We start from the raw sequence: 16,761 nt of genomic DNA on the forward strand, positions 1-16,761 counted from the left end.
TAGCCTTTAATCGGCGCAGGGGGAAACGCCCTGCGTGCGCCGATCAGAAATTGTCCTTGGCGCTGCGCAGTTCGGCCAATTCCTCAATGCTGTTCGCCCGCATGAACGGATTGGTCGCCCGTTCCAGCCCAATGGTCGTCGGCACGGTCGGCTCTCCTCGTGCGCGGGTCGCTGCCACATCTTCCATACGTTGCTGGATCGCGCGATTGTCCGGATCCATGGCCAGCGCAAAACGCCCGTTCGACGTGGTATATTCATGCGCGCAATAGACCCGTGTTTCGCCGTCCAGCTCCGCAAAACGCTGCATGTTCGTGAACATCTGCGCCGCCGTCCCCTCGAACAGGCGACCGCATCCCATCGCGAACAGCGTGTCGCCCACGAAGATGACGCCTGCGCTCGACAGATAATAGGCAATATGCCCGGCGGTGTGGGCAGGAACATCCCACACTTCGGCCCGCAATCCACCGATGGTGGCGACATCCCCCTCGCTCACCATGACATCGAGCGTGTCGATCTTACCCGCTTCTGCTTTCGGCCCTGTAACCTTGCAGCCCGTGGCGGCCTTGATCGCCGCGTTCCCACCAACATGGTCGGGGTGCCAGTGCGTGTTCCAGATCTGGGTGATCGCCCATCCCCGCTCCTGTGCGGCAGCGAGCACCGGTTCGGCCACCGCCGGGTCGATCACCACCGTTTCCCCCACGACCGCGTCATGCACCAGCCAGACGTAATTGTCGCTGAGGACGGGAACGCAGGCGATCTGGAGTGACATCTCACCACTCTCCGCTGTTGGGCATCGACGCCCAGGGCTCAGCGGGCTCCAGCGCGTCGCCCTCCTGCAACAATTCGATCGAAATGCCGTCCGGCGTCCGCACGAATGCCATATGACCGTCGCGGGGCGGGCGGTTGATCGTCACGCCGCCGTCCATCAGCCGCTGGCAGGTTTCATAGACATTTTCCACCCGGTAAGCGAGATGCCCGAAGTTACGCCCGCCCGAATAGGTCTGCGGATCCCAGTTATAGGTCAGCTCGACCTGTGCGTCCTCGTCGCCCGGAGCGGCCAGGAACACGAGCGTAAACCGTCCTTTCTCGCTCTCCTTGCGGTCGACCTCCTGCAGCCCGAGCAATTCGAAGAAGCGAATCGTGGCATCGACATCGGTCACGCGGATCATGGTGTGCAGATATTTGGGCATGAGTGGCAAATCGTCCTTCGTCAGCAGACGTTCATCGGTTAAATCCTATGCCAGACGTCGATAAGGCGCCGGGCACAACACAATGGGACTATGGGGATGAGCTGGACAGAGAACAAGCATTACGTCGTTCTGGCGAGTGCGGCGGTGCTTTCCGTCGGGATGATTACCGGCGGCTATCTGCTGGGCGACGGATTGACGCGGGCGCGGCAGGCGGATCGGTCGGTCACGGTGCGCGGCCTCGCCGAAAAGGACGTGACGGCCGATCTTGCCACCTGGACGATCACCTACAGCGCGACGGGTTTCGACATGCCGACCGTGCGCGCCGACATCGACGCGAGCACCAAGGCGTTGCAGGCCTATTTCACCGAACTGGGGTTCAAGCCCGAGGAACTGAAAGCGGGCGGCGGGGGCGTCAACCAATATTACAACAACGGCGTCAACACGATCACGATCAACCAGCGCATGCAGTTGCGCACCACCGACATCGCGCGGGCGCAGCGCGCGGTCGCCCGCCAGTTCGATCTCGTCCGGCGCGGCGTGACCATGCAGGAAGGGTCGAACATGGTCTACAGCTTCACCCGCCTGAACGACGTCAAGCCCGAGATGGTCGCAGAGGCCACCAAGGACGCCCGCAAGTCGGCCGAGCAGTTCGCGCAGGATAGCGGCACCGGCGTCGGCGGTATCAAAAGCGCTACGCAGGGTTATTTCTCGATCGATGCGCGCGATGGGGAACAGTCGGGCGGCGGCATCGACACGCCGTTCAAGAAGGTCCGCGTGGTCACAACGGTAGATTTCTACCTGAAGTAGCCCGCTATGGCTTTTGCGGGACCGGTGCTTCCGCGCCGAGCTGCGCCAGCGCCGCCCGTGCGGCCTTTCCCTGCTCGCTGTCGGGCGCGATAGTCTGCACCTTTGTCCACGCCGCGCGGGCTGCCGCCTCGTCGCCCGTCAGCATCGCGACATTTCCTGTCTCCAGCGCCACGGATGCATCGTCGGGCGAGAGCTGTCCCGCGCGTGCGATGTCGGCCTTGGCGCGGACAAGATCGTTCATCCGTCGTGCCAGCGTTGCCGACAGCAGCCAGGCCAGCGGATCCTGCGGTGCCTGGTTCAGCGCCACGTCCATGTCCGTGCGCGCTGCCATCAGATCATCGAGCGCGACATTCGCCCGGGCGCGGTCGAGATAGACTTCCCCCTTGGGCAAACCATCGGGCAGTCCATGCCCCAGCGCCGCATCGAAATAGCCGCGCGCGCTATCTGGCTTCCCGCCGGCGAGCGCCGCATTGCCCGCCTGCACCCACAGGCGCGCAGCATCCAGAGACGACTCGGCTTTCTCGGCCTCCGCCGCCCCGGCATCGAATGCGGTGATGGCCTGATCCCACTGCTCCGCGCGGGAGAAGGCAAAGCCCCGGCATTGCGCGGCATGATAGCTGCCGCCCGCCAGCGCCCATTCGCTAGCCACCTTCGCGCCTTCGGTCGGATCGGCAATCGCGGTGTCAAGACAGGCCTGCAACCGCGCTGCGACCTCGGGCGGCAGCGGCAGGGCGACGAGCGAACCCGTCGCCCCCTCCCCTCCGGCTTTTGTCCCGCGAGCGGACGACGTCGCCGCGCGACGCTCCTGCGCCTGTTGCCTGGACCGGTTCATCACCGCCTCGGTCTCGGGCGAATAGCCCTGGAGGAGCAGGAGGGCAGCAATGATCATAATGTCTTCACAAGCCCGTCTATAAGGTTCAAAAGCAAGGAAATATCGGTTTCCCTCGATAGGCGGTGATCGCCATCCTTGACCAGCAGCAGCTGTACGTCGTCTGAACGCAGCCGGGCCGCCAGCCGTGTGGCGATTGTCCATGGGACCACCCCGTCCCCCTGCCCGTGCAGAAGGCGCACCGGGCAATCGAGCGCAATCGGAGCCTCGAGAAGCCGGCTCGCTTCGCCCGATGCCCAGAATGTCAGCGTCGTCAGATAGGGATCGCCATAGTCGGACGGCTCCATGATCCGGCCTTTCGCCTGCAGTTCCGCCTTCTGTTCCGCGTCGAAACCCCAGTCGGTAAAATCCGGCGCGGCGGCGATACCGATCAGCGCCGCGATGCGCTCCGGCATGGCCAGCGCCACCAGCAGCGCAAGCCAGCCGCCCATCGACGATCCGATCGGCAGGATGGGCCCGTCCCAAAACTGGCCGATCAGGAACAGCGCGTCGTCACGCCACACTGTCAGCGATCCGTCCTCGAACGCGCCGTCGCTCGACCCACAGCCCGAATAGTCCAGGAGAAGGCACGCCCGGCCGCGCTCCTGCGCCCACGCCAGCACCGCCTGTGCCTTGCTTCCCTCCATGTCCGACAGATAGCCGGGCAGGAACACAAGCAGCGGACCCGCGCCATCAATGAAACGGCAAGCGAGCCGTACGCCATCGGGCCGCACGCGATAGTCGATCGGCAAGGCAGGGAGGAGATCGGTCATGGACGCACCACAGGACAGGAAAGCTCCCGACTAGCGGCTTAGAAGCCGAAGTCAAAGCCTGGCTTAACGGCCTTGTCCGCGCTGCAAATTTTCTGGAGCGCCTGCCACTGGTCTGCGGCCAGCGCCGGTCGATAACGCCGCCCTTTTTCGGCCGCGTTCGCGAACAATTGCTGACGGCTGGTGGACGAGGGATGGCTGGCAAACCAGTCCAGCGCCTCTATCGACCGGCCGGGCTGCGTGGTCGACTTGGCTTTTCCTTTGGCCTTTGCGGGCGCCTCTTCCCCACCCATGCGCGCGAAAAAGGCCGCGGTTGGCACCGGCGAGATGCCCGAGGCGCGCATCGCATCGATCGCGGCGAGATCGGCCTGATGCTCGGCATCGCGACTGAAACTCAGCCCCAGCACGGCGTTCACCTGGCTCCCCGTCGACCCATCCATGCCGCCCAGCACGACGCTCAGTCCCAGCTGCCGCATCATCGCGGTCAGCGTATCGCGATGGCGCACATGGCCGAGTTCATGACCCAGCACGCCCGCCACCTCATCGGGCGATTCCGCCTGCTCGACCAGGCCGCGAAACAGCACGATGCGCCGTCCGGGCAAGGCGACAGCATTGACCATGCCGATATTGGCGACTTCGATCGACCGCGCCGTCCCGTGCGGATCCAGTTGGCGGACGAGCGCGCGCAGGGCCGGAGTTCCCTCTTTCGTGTGGCAGATCCGCCCGCCGAAATCACCCGCCATCGCGTCGCCCATTGTGTCTTCCCAGCTCTGCGGGACGAGCGGCGCGATCCAGCCGGGCGCCTTGACGCCGACGAAAACCACGGCCGCCGCCGCCATTGCCAGGACGGCACTTGCCCTGCCCAGACCAATCCGGTCGATGAAACCGCCATAGCGCGCGGGCTTGGGAAGCAAAGCCGCCAGATCCTCCGGCAACGCGCCAGGAAAACCCAGCCGCCACCCCTGCTCGTCCTTCAAGCCGAAGACATGCTCACCCGCAGGCGCATCGAGCGCGATCAGGTCCGCCCAGCAGTAAGGCCCGGCGTCCCACCCCTCGCCCTTCAGCGTGAACGTCTCGACGTCCCCAACAAGCAGCGGCGTCCAGCGGTTGGCGTTGCGGCCGTCATAATGCCACGGGTGCGCTTCGATCCTTTCGGTTAAGGGCATCGCCGGTCAGAACGCCCCGACATCCAGCGCATCGAGCAGTCCCTCGCCATGCTTGGAGAGCTTCGTATCCGACTGCGTCAGCCTGTCGAGATCAATATCGCCATAGGCCTCCAGATGGGTGATGAAAAACTTCCAGTGGCGGTATTGCAGGAATATCGCCCCGATACCCAACGTGCCAATCACGAGCGCAATGTCACCAAGGAAGAGCTTGACCCAGTCCTTCGTGCTGGCGTCGAACGCAAAGGTCAATGTCGCCAAAGACAGACCACCAACGGCTTCCCGGATGAAGATGGCATAGAAGGACAGGCCGATGAACAGAAACAGTCCGTAAATGCCGACACCGAACAGGACGCCAAGTAGCGCCCCGATCGGAGACCCCCCTGGCGCTCCTCCCCCCATCATAATACTGCCGACACCCACAAACATCGCGAAAACAATTCCGCAGCCGAGGATGATCAACGGTAGGAGATAAAACATCAGATAGCGTTTGAACGCGGGACGATAATCACCTTTGCTTTCAAATGCATGCGGGCCAAAGCTCATGGCGTTCCATCGCTCGTTCCACAGCGACATCATCGCGCGGGGCACCAGCAGGTAAATCGCCATCATGCCGACGATGGTTTTCCACATATAGGACCAGCCGTAACTCCAGCCCGCATCATCGCTGCCACCCCGGATGCCGTGCCAATAGGTGCGGCCCAGTCGATAGCGCAGAGCCCGGAAACGCGCGATGCCGACGAAGTAGAAAATCACCAGAAACGACGCAAAACCCAGCAGTCCTGCAATTCCTGCATGCCCGCGCATCACCAGCGCCCGCGCCCCGAATTGGAGGATGAAGAACGGCAGGCCCAAAATCAGGATCACCATCAGGAACCCAAGAAACAGTTCCTTTCCCGTCCCCGTCCATTCCAGCCGATCATCGATAAAGCGGCTGTGCGACCAGAGATAGCGGCGGGTCCGCGTGGTTGCCCAGAAGCGGTAGATACCCAGCGTCACAATCATCAGCAGCAGATTGGTGAACGCAATCGGCGCATAGCCCTTCCAGCTCCCGTCGAAACCGAACGCGCTGTGCTGTTGCTCTTCCATAATATGCCCCCTCTTCCCCAGCCGCAATCAACGAGGGATCGCATCGCGAGTCAAGCGGAAGACGGGTGAACCCCGCCGAATCGGATGCTTCCTGTTGACAGCCCCCGCCGCCCCATTAAGGACCGGCGATCGGTCTTGCGCCTTTAGGGGCGCGGGATGATCCGTTTCAACCAGAGAAGATCCGTCATGTCCGTCCTGCTCTCGATTACCCTGCCCGATGGTTCCGTGCGCGAAGTCGCGTCCGGCACTACTCCGGCGGAGATCGCGGCGAGCATTGGTCCGGGCCTGGCCAAGGCGGCGATCGCGGCGCGCGTCGACGGCGAGCTGGTAGATATTTCCCGTCCGCTCAATGCTGACGCATCGCTGGCGCTGGTGACCGCGCGGGATGAAGCGGACGCGCTGGAACTGGCGCGCCACGACTTCGCGCATATCCTGGCCGAGGCGGTGCAGGTGCTGTTTCCCGGCACACAGATTACCTTTGGCCCCTCGACCGAGGACGGCTTCTATTATGACTTCGCACCCGCCGAGCGCCCGTTCACGGACGAAGATCTGCCCGCGATCGAAGCGAAAATGCGGGAGATCATCGCGGCCGACAAACCATTGCGCCGCGAAGTGGTCGCGCGCGATGCATTGATCGCACAATGGCGCGCGGCGGGCGAAAGCTTCAAGGCGGAATGGGCGGCCGAACTGCCGGACGGCGAGGAACTTTCGGTCTACTGGTCGGGCGACAACTGGTACGACATGTGCCGCGGCCCGCACCTTGCCTCGACCGGCAAGCTCGACCCGCAGGCGTTCAAGCTGATGCGCGTGTCCGGCGCGTACTGGCGCGGCGATCAGACGAACGCGATGCTCAGCCGCATCTACGGCACCGGCTGGCTGAACAAGAAGCAGCTCGACGCGCATCTCTTCCGTCTGGAGGAAGCGGCCAAGCGCGACCATCGGCGCATCGGGCAGGACATGGACCTGTTCCACCTGCAACAGGAAGCGCATGGTAGCGTCTTTTGGCACCCCAAGGGCTATATCATCTGGCGCGAGCTGGAGGCCTATATGCGCCGCGCGATCGACGGCGCGGGCTATCGCGAGGTGAAGACCCCGCAGGTCATGGACGCGCGCCAGTGGGAGCAGTCCGGGCACTGGGGAAAATATCGGGAAAACATGTTCGTCATCCCCGATGAGGTGCCCAACACCGAAGACGAAGGCCCGGTTATCTCAGGCGAGGCCGACTGGATGGCGCTGAAACCGATGAACTGCCCGGCGCATGTGCTGATCTTTCGCCAGGGCATCAAATCCTATCGCGATCTCCCGTTGCGCATCTACGAGAATGGCTGCTGCCACCGTAACGAGCCGCACGGCGCGCTGCACGGCCTCATGCGGGTCCGTCAGTTTACGCAGGATGACGCGCATATCTTCTGCCGCGAAGACCAGATCGTCGACGAAGTGCGGGCGTTCTGCGCGCTGTCTGACCGCATCTACAAGGATTTCGGCTTTACCTACTCCATCAAGCTGGCGCTGCGCCCGGAGAAGCGGTTTGGCACGGACGCGATGTGGGATCAGGCGGAAAACGAACTACGCGCGGCTGTCGTTGCGGCGGGGCTCGCCACGCCGGAATATGGCTGGGAAGAACTGCCCGGCGAGGGCGCCTTTTATGCGCCCAAGCTCGAATGGCACCTGACCGACGCGATCGGCCGGACGTGGCAGGTCGGCACCATCCAGTCGGACCGCGTGCTGCCGGAACGGCTGGACGCCAGCTATGTCGCGGAAGACGGCGCAAAGCACCGACCGGTGATGCTCCACCGTGCGATCTTCGGCTCGTATGAGCGGTTCATCGGTATATTGATCGAGCATTTCGCGGGCAAATTGCCGCTCTGGCTCGCGCCCGTTCAGGCAGTCGTGGCGACGATCGTGTCCGACGCCGACGATTATGCGCGAACCGTGGTCGAAAAGCTCAAAGCGGCGGGCATCCGCGCCGAAATCGACCTGCGCAACGAGAAGATCAATTACAAGGTGCGCGAGCATAGCCTGGCCAAGGTCCCCAACCTGCTGGTCGTCGGCAAGCGGGAGGCGGACGAGTCGACCATTGCCTTGCGCACGCTGGGCGCGGAGGGCGGACAGAGCGTCCTTTCGCTCGATGACGCGGTCGCGTCCCTTGCAAAGCAGGCGCTGCCGCCCGATATATCGTGAGGCCCCGCCGACACCCGCGTGCGACAAAGGGGCTGACATAGGGTGCGTCCCGTGCGATGCCCCCTTTTCGTGCGCACCAAAAGCCGTTAAAAGCCGCAATGTTCGTTAATGTTTTAGGAGATACCGCTATACGTCCCCCCATGATGCGCCGCCCACTGGCGCCAATGCCGAAATCCGGCCCCCGCTACAATGAGTTCATCACCGTTCCGAAAGTGCGTGTGATTGATGAAGCAGGCGAAAATCTGGGCGTGATGTTCACACGCGAAGCGATCGAACAGGCGGCGGAAGTCGGCCTGGATCTCGTCGAAGTTTCTCCCAACGCCGACCCGCCGGTCTGCAAGTTCCTCGACATCGGCAAGTTCAAGTACGAGGCCCAGAAAAAGGCCAATCTTGCTCGCAAAACCCAGAAGACGCAGGAGATCAAGGAGATCAAGATGCGTCCGAACATCGACGATCATGATTATGATACGAAGATGAAAAAGGTGAATGATTTCATCGAGGAAGGCGACAAGGTGAAGATCACCCTGCGGTTCCGAGGACGTGAACTATCGCACCAGCAGCTGGGCATGGCCCTGCTCCAGCGCGTCGCCGAAGATGTGGTAGAGGTCGCCAAGGTGGAAGCCTATCCCCGCATGGAAGGCCGCCAGATGCTGATGGTGCTCTCCCCCAAGGGGTGACCGCTTGAGAAATGAGATTCTTACGCCGCGATAAGGCGTAAGGGATCGTCCTTCCGAGGTATAGACCGGGTTTCCAACCCTTCGTTCCAGAGTGCCAGCTCAGTCGCTGCGATCATGGCCGCGCGCTCGGTGGCGTTGTGGGTGGCCCCGGCCAGGTTCTTGACCTCCGTGGCGACGACAGCAAAGCCGCGTCCCGCTTCCCCGGCCCTTGCAGCCTCGATGGTGGCGTTGAGCGACAGCAGCTTGGTCTGCGCCGCGATGTCCCGGATCGACCCCACGATGGACGACAGGCTCCCGATCGCCCGTTCGAGCGCCTGGCCCCGCGCTTCCATCTGGTTATGGAGCTGCTGCGTTTCCTCGAGCCGCGCCTGCACTTCCCGTTCCAGCTCGACGCTGCGGGTCATGTCCGTCGCGATCTTGATGATGCGGACGATCCGGCCTGCATCGTCGAACACCGGATTATAGGTCGCCTGCAGCCATACGTCTCCCCCGTCACGATGGCGCCGACGAAACAGGCTGCCCTCGAACAGCCCATCGCGCAGACGCTGCCAGAACGCCGCATAGTCCGGCGAGCTCGCATATCCGTCCACGCAGAACATGCGGTGGTGCCGGTGCTGCATTTCGGAGAGGGAATAGCCCATGACGCCCTGGAATACGTCGTTTGCCCACAGGATCGTGCCGGACGGATCAAATTCGATTACCGCTTGCGATCGGCATATCGCTTGCCAGGCGGCCTGCGTGCGGTCGGTTGTCTCGGGCTCGGCGGTGGTGACTGCATCGTTCATGTGCAATCCTTTTCACCGCCTTGGTTAAGGCCGATTTAACGCTGCGGCGAACCGAGAGCCAAATACCGATATACGGTCAGGGTGCCGTCCGGTTATCGTAAAGCGCGGGATAAAGCCGTTTGAACGCCGCCAGTTTGGGCGCGTCCCAGCGCGTGATATATCCGTGGCGCGGATTGTTAGCCATGAAGTTCTGGTGGTGGCCCTCGGCCGTCACAAATCCAGTGAACGGCTCGACGCGCGTGGCGATCGTGCCATTCCAGAGCCCACTCTTGCCAAGCTGCGCGAGATAACTGCGCGCCGCCCGTTCCTGCTCATCAGTGGTGGGGAACAGCGCACTGCGATACTGCGTGCCATGGTCTGGCCCCTGATAATTCAGCGTCGTGGGATCGGTGATGACCGAAAAGAACACCCGCATCAACGTGCCGTAGCTGACCCGCGCGGGATCATAGACAACCTTGACCGCCTCGGCGAAGCCGGTACGCCCGGTGCTCACCTGCTCATAATCTACCTTGCGCCCGCGCGGCCCCCCGGCATAGCCGGATTGCACCGACCGCACGCCTTTGACATGGCTGAACACACCCTCGACGCCCCAGAAACAGCCGCCCGCGAAATAGGCGGTCTGCAACTTGCCGTCAGCCTTTGTATCGAGGGCCGGCACCGGGGCGACGACCACCGTCTCCGCATGGGAACAGGACGCCGTCGCGGCAAAGCTTCCCAAAACGGCCAGAAAGCCACCCGAAATCCGCTTCGACCAGCCAGGTTTGAATGTAGAGATCATGCGCATGCTCCCATAATGGTCAGGGATATAGGCGCTCGCACCTATCCCCGCCATGAACGGAACAGCGAAAATCCTATTTGAGTGCCGAACAGGCTTCCTGGATGCGGGTGCAGGCCTTTTTCAACACCTCTTCCGATGTCGCATAGCTGATGCGGAACGCCGGGCTCAGGCCAAACGCGCCACCGTGGACCGCTGCGACCTTTGCCTCATCGAGGAAATAGCTGATCAGTTCCTCATCGGTGGTGATCTTCTGGCCCTTCGGCGTCGTCTTGCCGATCACGCCGCTGGCGTCGGGATAAACATAAAACGCACCTTCGGGCGTCGGGCAATCCAGGCCCGGAGCGTCATTCAACATGGCGACCACCATGTCGCGCCGCTTTTTGAACGCCGCATTGCGCTCTTCAAGGAAATCCTGATCACCGGTCAGCGCTGCCACCGCTGCCGCCTGGCTGATCGAGCAGGGGTTGGACGTCGACTGCGACTGCAGCTTGGCCATCGCCTTGATGATCCATTCCGGCCCACCGGCAAAACCGATACGCCAGCCGGTCATCGAAAACGCCTTCGAGCAACCGTTGACCGTCAGCGTGCGGTCATACAGCTCCGGACACACCTGCGCGATCGTCGCGAACGGCGTCGGCGCGTACCAGACATGCTCGTACATGTCGTCGGTCATCACATAAACGTGCGGATGCCGCAGCAGCACTTCGCCCAGTTCCTTCAGTTCGTCCGCGCTATAGGCCGCACCCGAGGGATTGGAGGGGGAGTTCAGCATCACCCACTTAGTGCGTGGCGTGATCGCGGTATCAAGCTGGGCAGCGGTGATCTTGTACCCCTGGCTCGCCGGTCCCTCGATGAACACCGGGGTGCCGCCCGCGAAGTTCACGATGTCGGGATAGCTCACCCAATAGGGCGCCGGGATGATCACTTCGTCGCCCACGTCAACGGTCGCGACCAGCGCGTTGAACAAGGTGTGCTTGCCGCCCGAGTTCACGCTGATCTGGCTGCGGGTATAGACAAGTCCATTGTCACGCTTGAACTTCAGCGCCACCGCGTCCTTCACCTCGGCCGTGCCGTCGACGTCGGTGTACTTCGTCTGCCCGGCGCGGATCGCGGCGATCGCCGCGTTCTTCACGAAATCGGGAGTGTCAAAATCCGGCTCGCCCGCCGACAGGCCGATCACATCGACGCCGTTGCGCTTGAGTTCGCTGACCCGTGCGCTCATCGCGAGGGTGGCGGACGGCTGGATACGGCCAAGCGCGGCGGAAGTTTGAGACATGGGAGACTTTCTTTCGCTGTGTCTGAGGAAGAGAGCGGAACGCAGGCTCCTTAGATGCGCGAAAGTGCCGGGGCAACCCCTCTATGCGCAGGTCAGCGCATCAGCGCACGAGCGTCGCCGAAACCATCCCGCGCGATGCATTGCCGATGAAGAAGCCGTTTTCCAGATCATAGGGACGGAGATCGCCCTCCACCGCTTCGCCCAGCTCGATCAGGCTCGCCCGCAGCACGCCCGGCAACAGGCCGCGCGACAAGGGCGGTGTGACCAGCCGATCGCCGCGTTCCACGAAGATGTTGGAAAAGCAGCCCTCGGTTAGATAGCCCGCTTCGTCGGTCATCAGCACTTCGTAGGTACCCCCTTGCGCAAGAGCCTTCCGATAATGCGCGCGATCGGTGGTCTTATGCGCCAGCCGCCAGTCGGAGGGGGCCAGCGGGCAAGGGGCAATGGCCACACGCATGATCGGCTCTGGCCAGGTCCGGTAGTCGCGCACTTCGATCGCCAGAGCGCCGCCCCGCGACGCGAGCATGCGGACACGGCTCTTCTGGCGCAGCCGGAAAGTCGCGGCCTGCAATTCGTTGCGCGCGCCATGCCGATCGAATGCGAAGCCCAGCGCGTCGGCGCTCGCCTTGATCCGGGCGAGATGATATTCCAGCAATGGCATCCCCTCGAGAGGGTCGAACGCCATCGTTTCCAGCAGATCGAACCGTGCGTCATCCGGGGAGGCCAGCTCTGCGATATCGTCGTTCTCAACAGCCAGTGTCACTCAGCGTTCCGTTCTCAAGCCCGATAGAAATTGGCCCTTGCGCAGACATTCCTGCCATTCATCATCCGCCTGCGAATCCGCCACGATCCCGGACCCCAGGGCCAGAATACCGTGATCGTCCCCATCCTTCACGCAAATCGTCCGGATGGCAACGTTGAATGCCGCGTCCCCGTCAGGATCGATCGTGCCGATGCTCCCGGTATAGGGTCCGCGCGCACGCGCCTCGACCGCGTCGATAATCTCCATGGCCCGAACCTTGGGCGCGCCGGTGATCGACCCGCAGGGGAACAGTGCCCGGATCGCGTCGATCGCGTCCAGCCCTTCCCGTAGATGGGCGGTCACCGTCGAGGTCATATGGTGGACGGTCGGGTAGCTTTCGATGGCGAACAGATGCGGCACCCGCACGCTGCCTGGCTCCGCCACGCGTGACAGATCGTTGCGCAGCAGATCGACGATCATCAGATTTTCCGCGCGCTGCTTCGGGTCTTCGCGCAGAGCGTCCGCATGGGCGGCGTCCTGCACACCATCGTCGCTCCGCGCGGCGGTGCCTTTCATCGGCCGTGCCGTCAGCACCTGCCCGTCCAGCGTGAAGAACAGCTCGGGCGAAAAGCTCAGCAGCCAATGCGTTCCGGTCATCACCAGCGCGCCATGACCAGCGGCGGCACGCGGGCGGATCATGCCGTAGAGCGCGCGCGCATCTCCGGAGAAGGGCACCTCGCACGGGAAAGTGAGGTTGGCCTGATAGATGTCCCCCGCCCGGATATAATCCATTACCCGCGCGAACGCCGCGCCATAGTCTTCCTGGCTGATCAGCGGGCGCAAGGGACCGCCCACGTCGACCGGAGCCGGGAAAAGGTCCGACACGTCCTCCGGCGCGATCTCCTGAACATCGCGAAACAGCCCGAACCACAGCGACGGCGCGTCGCCTTCCCGAGCCGGTCGGTCCAGTCTTTCCAGCCTGCGTTCGAGGGCAGCCCCCGCGTCATATCCGATATAACCGGCGGCGTGCAGACCCCGCTCCCGCGCCTGACGCAGCCGTTCGAGCGCAGGCACAACCTGGGCCAGCGACCGGGCCTCAACCACCTCCACCGGATCGCGATAGAGCTTCGCCCGGCGCGCGTCTCGTTCCCGCGCATCGTCGATCAGGACGAACGGCGACGGCGCGTCAGGCAACTTCAAGGGGCGCGACAATTCCGACATGGGCACGCGCGTATTGGCAGGCGACATCCGCTCGGACCAGTCTTTTGTGACAAGCATGACCAGCCGGTCCGGTTGCGGCGGGGGACTAGAGCGTCTAACAGCCGACCATGACCGAAAGCGCCTCTCCGCCCCTGCCCGAACGCCCCTGGCGTCGCGCCGTCGGCCGGGGACTGCGCAACCGATGCCCGGCCTGCGGAAAGGGCGCGATCTTTGGCCGGTTTCTCAAACCGGCCAGCGCCTGCCGCCAGTGCGGCGAAGCGCTCGACGGGCATGAAGCCGATGATTTCCCCTCCTATATCGTCATCATCGTGCTCGGGCACATCATGGTCCCGACGATGATCGAGGTGAACTCGGCGCTCGCAATCCCGTTTGCCTGGCAGGCGGGGCTTTGGCCCACCCTCGCCTTCGTGCTGGCCGCTGCAATGATTCAGCCGGTCAAGGGCGGCGTGATCGCGTTTCAATGGGCACGGCGGATGCACGGATTCGCGCACCGGGGCTAAACTCCCCGAGCGCCTGAGAAAAAACGACAAAATTTGATCCACATCCTTGTGTTGCATTTCCGCAACACCATATTGCACCTATCCACTGGAAAGGGGCTGTTATGAACCTCGAAAAATTCACCGATCGCGCGAAGGGCTTCCTTCAGTCCGCGCAAACCGTCGCTATCCGCCTGAATCATCAGCGGATTACACCCGAACATCTCCTGAAGGCGCTGCTTGAAGACGAGCAGGGCATGGCGTCCGGCCTGATCAAGGCAAGTGGCGGCGATGCGGCCACCGCGATGCGCGAAACCGACGCGGCGCTCGCCAAGCTGCCCGCCGTGTCCGGCTCCGGCGCGTCCCAGCCCCCTGGGCTCGATAACGATGCCGTCCGTGTTCTCGATCAGGCCGAACAGATCGCCCAGAAAGCGGCCGACAGCTTCGTCACTGTCGAGCGGCTGCTGCTCGCGCTGGTACTATCGCCCACCACGGCCGCCGGAAAAGCGCTGGCCTCGGCCGGGGTCAAGGCCGAAGCGCTCAATAGCGCAATCAATGCATTGCGCGGCGGACGCACCGCCGACACGGCGGGAGCGGAAGATCGCTACGATGCGCTCAAGAAATTCGCACGCGACCTGACGCAGGCGGCCCGCGACGGCAAGCTCGATCCGGTGATCGGCCGCGACGAGGAGATCCGCCGGACCATCCAGATCCTTGCCCGGCGCACCAAGAACAATCCCGTCCTGATCGGTGAGCCCGGCGTCGGCAAGACCGCCATCGCGGAAGGGCTGGCGCTGCGCATCGCCAATGGTGACGTGCCCGACACGCTCAAGGACCGCACGCTGATGGCGCTCGACATGGGCAGCCTGATCGCGGGCGCAAAATATCGTGGCGAGTTCGAGGAACGGCTGAAAGGCGTGCTCGATGAGGTGAAAGGTGCGGAGGGGCATATCGTCCTCTTCATCGATGAGATGCATACGCTGATCGGCGCGGGGAAATCCGAAGGTGCGATGGATGCGTCCAATCTGCTGAAACCCGCCCTCGCGCGCGGCGAACTGCACTGTATCGGCGCAACCACGCTCGACGAATATCGCAAGCATGTGGAGAAAGACCCCGCCCTGCAACGCCGCTTCCAGCCGGTGTTCGTCGGCGAACCGACGGTCGAGGACACCATCTCGATCCTGCGTGGCCTGAAAGAAAAATATGAGCTGCACCATGGCGTGCGGATCACCGACAGCGCGCTGGTTTCGGCCGCGACGCTTTCGCACCGCTACATTACGGACCGGTTCCTGCCGGACAAGGCGATCGACCTAATGGACGAAGCCGCGTCGCGGCTGCGCATGGAGGTGGAGAGCAAGCCGGAGGAGATCGAAAATCTCGACCGGCGCATCATCCAGCTCAAGATCGAGCGGGAGGCGCTCAAGAAGGAGACCGATCAGGCATCGAAGGATCGTCTCGCCACGCTGGAGGACGACCTCGCCAATCTCGAACAGCAGTCCTCGGAGCTGACGGCCCGCTGGCAGGCGGAGAAGGACAAGATCGCGGGCGAATCGCGTATCAAGGAGCAGCTTGATGCCGCGCGCATCGAGCTGGAGCAGGCGCAGCGCGCAGGCGACCTCGCGAAAGCGGGCGAGCTTGCCTATGGCCGCATCCCCGATCTGGAGCGGCAACTGGCCGAAGCGGAAGGCACAGCCAAGGGCGCGATGCTGCGCGAAGAAGTGACGTCCGAGGATATCGCGGGTGTCGTCGCGCGCTGGACCGGCATCCCGATCGAGCGGATGATGGAAGGCGAGCGCGAAAAACTGCTCGCGATGGAGGCGGAAATCGGCAAGCGCGTGATCGGTCAGGCCGATGCGGTGAAGGCCGTATCCACCGCCGTCCGCCGCGCGCGCGCCGGATTGCAGGACCCGAACCGCCCGCTGGGCAGCTTCCTGTTCCTCGGCCCCACGGGCGTCGGCAAGACGGAGCTGACCAAGGCGCTCGCCGAATTCCTGTTCGACGATCCCGCCGCGATGGTGCGCATCGACATGAGCGAGTTCATGGAGAAACACTCCGTCGCCCGCCTGATCGGCGCGCCTCCTGGCTATGTCGGCTATGAGGAAGGCGGCGTGCTGACCGAGGCCGTGCGGCGTCGTCCCTATCAGGTGATCCTGTTCGACGAGGTCGAGAAGGCGCATGGCGACGTGTTCAACGTGCTGCTCCAGGTGCTCGATGACGGGCGACTGACCGATGGGCAGGGTCGCACGGTGGACTTCACCAACACGATCATCGTGCTGACGAGCAATCTGGGCAGCCAGTATCTCTCCGGCATGACCGAAGGGCAGAAGGTCGAGGATGTCGAACCGCAGGTGATGGAAATCGTCCGCGGGCATTTCCGCCCCGAGTTCCTCAACCGGTTGGACGAGATCATCCTGTTCCACCGCCTCGCGGCGGAGCATATGGGTCCGATCGTCGACATTCAGGTAAGCCGGGTCGGCAAGCTGCTGAAGGACCGCAAGGTGATGCTCGACCTGACCGACGGCGCGCGTGCGTGGCTGGGCCGGGTGGGCTACGACCCCGTCTACGGCGCGCGGCCCCTCAAGCGCGCGGTGCAGCGCTATCTGCAGGACCCGCTCGCCGACATGATCCTGCGCGGCGACGTGCCCGATGGCTCGACGATCCGCGTGGAGGAAGGCGACGGAGGCTTGGCCCTCGGCCGGGTGTAAGGCGACCGCGCATGTGCATGAAAAAGGGCGACG

General features: G+C 63.4%; 16 protein-coding genes. 5 read left to right on the forward strand and 11 right to left on the reverse strand.

Translation table 11 applies throughout. The features are described from left to right. Window positions 1-43: 43 nt before the first annotated feature. Window positions 44-769 carry a hydroxyacylglutathione hydrolase gene (gene gloB, locus FHS92_RS11155; protein ID WP_184080603.1) on the reverse strand — a complete coding sequence of 242 codons (726 nt, stop codon included), beginning with the start codon at window positions 767-769 and terminating at the stop codon, window positions 44-46. Between the two features lies 1 nt (window position 770). Next, complete coding sequence (locus tag FHS92_RS11160; RefSeq protein WP_184080605.1) at window positions 771-1,190, reverse strand: VOC family protein; 420 nt, start codon at window positions 1,188-1,190, stop codon at window positions 771-773. A 96-nt stretch (window positions 1,191-1,286) separates the two neighbouring features. On the opposite strand from FHS92_RS11160, the gene FHS92_RS11165 reads away from it, so the two are divergent. Continuing rightward, a complete protein-coding gene (locus FHS92_RS11165; RefSeq protein ID WP_425506246.1) occupies window positions 1,287-1,997 on the forward strand; it encodes an SIMPL domain-containing protein in 711 nt (236 codons plus the stop codon). A gap of 4 nt (window positions 1,998-2,001) precedes the next feature. Here the strand turns inward: FHS92_RS11165 and FHS92_RS11170 are convergent, their stop codons facing one another. The 4 genes from FHS92_RS11170 to FHS92_RS11185 are packed head-to-tail and all read right to left on the reverse strand — an operon-like array spanning window position 2,002 to window position 5,887. Then, on the reverse strand, window positions 2,002-2,886 hold the full coding sequence (locus FHS92_RS11170; RefSeq protein WP_184080609.1) for a tetratricopeptide repeat protein: 885 nt from the start codon (window positions 2,884-2,886) through the stop codon (window positions 2,002-2,004). Continuing rightward, window positions 2,883-3,638, reverse strand: coding sequence for an alpha/beta fold hydrolase (locus tag FHS92_RS11175; protein WP_184080612.1), 756 nt, complete (start codon window positions 3,636-3,638; stop codon window positions 2,883-2,885). The genes FHS92_RS11170 and FHS92_RS11175 overlap by 4 nt, the downstream gene beginning before the upstream one ends. Before the next feature lie 38 nt (window positions 3,639-3,676). Then, window positions 3,677-4,801: a M48 family metallopeptidase gene (locus FHS92_RS11180; protein ID WP_184080614.1), complete on the reverse strand. Its 1,125-nt coding sequence runs from the start codon at window positions 4,799-4,801 to the stop codon at window positions 3,677-3,679. A gap of 6 nt (window positions 4,802-4,807) precedes the next feature. Continuing rightward, a complete protein-coding gene (locus FHS92_RS11185; protein ID WP_184080615.1) occupies window positions 4,808-5,887 on the reverse strand; it encodes a YjgN family protein in 1,080 nt (359 codons plus the stop codon). A 186-nt stretch (window positions 5,888-6,073) separates the two neighbouring features. On the opposite strand from FHS92_RS11185, the gene thrS reads away from it, so the two are divergent. Together thrS and infC are read left to right on the forward strand one after the other, a co-directional pair. Then, window positions 6,074-8,068 carry a threonine--tRNA ligase gene (gene thrS, locus FHS92_RS11190; protein WP_184080948.1) on the forward strand — a complete coding sequence of 665 codons (1,995 nt, stop codon included), beginning with the start codon at window positions 6,074-6,076 and terminating at the stop codon, window positions 8,066-8,068. Window positions 8,069-8,208: 140 nt separating this feature from the next. Then, window positions 8,209-8,745, forward strand: coding sequence for a translation initiation factor IF-3 (gene infC, locus FHS92_RS11195; RefSeq protein ID WP_184080617.1), 537 nt, complete (start codon window positions 8,209-8,211; stop codon window positions 8,743-8,745). 20 nt (window positions 8,746-8,765) lie between these two features. Here infC and FHS92_RS18560 read toward each other — a convergent pair whose 3' ends face one another. The 5 genes from FHS92_RS18560 to pabB form a co-directional block, all read right to left on the reverse strand. After that, window positions 8,766-9,530: a methyl-accepting chemotaxis protein gene (locus FHS92_RS18560; protein ID WP_184080619.1), complete on the reverse strand. Its 765-nt coding sequence runs from the start codon at window positions 9,528-9,530 to the stop codon at window positions 8,766-8,768. A 76-nt stretch (window positions 9,531-9,606) separates the two neighbouring features. After that, a complete protein-coding gene (msrA, locus tag FHS92_RS11205) occupies window positions 9,607-10,308 on the reverse strand; it encodes a peptide-methionine (S)-S-oxide reductase MsrA (protein ID WP_221231015.1) in 702 nt (233 codons plus the stop codon). Window positions 10,309-10,381: 73 nt separating this feature from the next. Next, on the reverse strand, window positions 10,382-11,584 hold the full coding sequence (locus FHS92_RS11210; RefSeq protein ID WP_184080621.1) for a pyridoxal phosphate-dependent aminotransferase: 1,203 nt from the start codon (window positions 11,582-11,584) through the stop codon (window positions 10,382-10,384). 100 nt (window positions 11,585-11,684) lie between these two features. Next, window positions 11,685-12,269, reverse strand: coding sequence for an aminotransferase class IV (locus FHS92_RS18355; protein ID WP_246351966.1), 585 nt, complete (start codon window positions 12,267-12,269; stop codon window positions 11,685-11,687). A gap of 78 nt (window positions 12,270-12,347) precedes the next feature. Then, the gene (gene pabB / locus FHS92_RS18360) at window positions 12,348-13,526 is read right to left on the reverse strand and encodes an aminodeoxychorismate synthase component I (RefSeq protein ID WP_425506250.1); all 1,179 of its coding nucleotides are present in this window, start codon (window positions 13,524-13,526) and stop codon (window positions 12,348-12,350) included. A 128-nt stretch (window positions 13,527-13,654) separates the two neighbouring features. On the opposite strand from pabB, the gene FHS92_RS11220 reads away from it, so the two are divergent. Both FHS92_RS11220 and clpB read left to right on the forward strand, forming a co-directional pair. After that, window positions 13,655-14,047, forward strand: coding sequence for a DUF983 domain-containing protein (locus FHS92_RS11220; RefSeq protein WP_184080623.1), 393 nt, complete (start codon window positions 13,655-13,657; stop codon window positions 14,045-14,047). Between the two features lie 101 nt (window positions 14,048-14,148). Further along, complete coding sequence (gene clpB, locus FHS92_RS11225) at window positions 14,149-16,728, forward strand: ATP-dependent chaperone ClpB (RefSeq protein ID WP_184080625.1); 2,580 nt, start codon at window positions 14,149-14,151, stop codon at window positions 16,726-16,728. Window positions 16,729-16,761 lie beyond the last annotated feature (33 nt).

This window comes from Sphingobium subterraneum, assembly GCF_014199435.1.
Lineage (GTDB): Bacteria > Pseudomonadota > Alphaproteobacteria > Sphingomonadales > Sphingomonadaceae > Sphingobium > Sphingobium subterraneum.

Bases quoted from the DNA above. Each gene is read 5' to 3' on its own strand.
- gloB (WP_184080603.1), bottom strand. From the start codon at position 769: ATGTCACTCCAGATCGCCTGCGTTCCCGTCCTCAGCGACAATTACGTC.
- FHS92_RS11160 (WP_184080605.1), bottom strand. From the start codon at position 1,190: ATGCCCAAATATCTGCACACCATGATCCGCGTGACCGATGTCGATGCC.
- FHS92_RS11165 (WP_425506246.1), top strand. From the start codon at position 1,287: ATGAGCTGGACAGAGAACAAGCATTACGTCGTTCTGGCGAGTGCGGCG.
- FHS92_RS11170 (WP_184080609.1), bottom strand. From the start codon at position 2,886: ATGATCATTGCTGCCCTCCTGCTCCTCCAGGGCTATTCGCCCGAGACC.
- FHS92_RS11175 (WP_184080612.1), bottom strand. From the start codon at position 3,638: ATGACCGATCTCCTCCCTGCCTTGCCGATCGACTATCGCGTGCGGCCC.
- FHS92_RS11180 (WP_184080614.1), bottom strand. From the start codon at position 4,801: ATGCCCTTAACCGAAAGGATCGAAGCGCACCCGTGGCATTATGACGGC.
- FHS92_RS11185 (WP_184080615.1), bottom strand. From the start codon at position 5,887: ATGGAAGAGCAACAGCACAGCGCGTTCGGTTTCGACGGGAGCTGGAAG.
- thrS (WP_184080948.1), top strand. From the start codon at position 6,074: ATGTCCGTCCTGCTCTCGATTACCCTGCCCGATGGTTCCGTGCGCGAA.
- infC (WP_184080617.1), top strand. From the start codon at position 8,209: ATGATGCGCCGCCCACTGGCGCCAATGCCGAAATCCGGCCCCCGCTAC.
- FHS92_RS18560 (WP_184080619.1), bottom strand. From the start codon at position 9,530: ATGAACGATGCAGTCACCACCGCCGAGCCCGAGACAACCGACCGCACG.
- msrA (WP_221231015.1), bottom strand. From the start codon at position 10,308: ATGATCTCTACATTCAAACCTGGCTGGTCGAAGCGGATTTCGGGTGGC.
- FHS92_RS11210 (WP_184080621.1), bottom strand. From the start codon at position 11,584: ATGTCTCAAACTTCCGCCGCGCTTGGCCGTATCCAGCCGTCCGCCACC.
- FHS92_RS18355 (WP_246351966.1), bottom strand. From the start codon at position 12,269: ATGGCGTTCGACCCTCTCGAGGGGATGCCATTGCTGGAATATCATCTC.
- FHS92_RS11220 (WP_184080623.1), top strand. From the start codon at position 13,655: ATGACCGAAAGCGCCTCTCCGCCCCTGCCCGAACGCCCCTGGCGTCGC.
- clpB (WP_184080625.1), top strand. From the start codon at position 14,149: ATGAACCTCGAAAAATTCACCGATCGCGCGAAGGGCTTCCTTCAGTCC.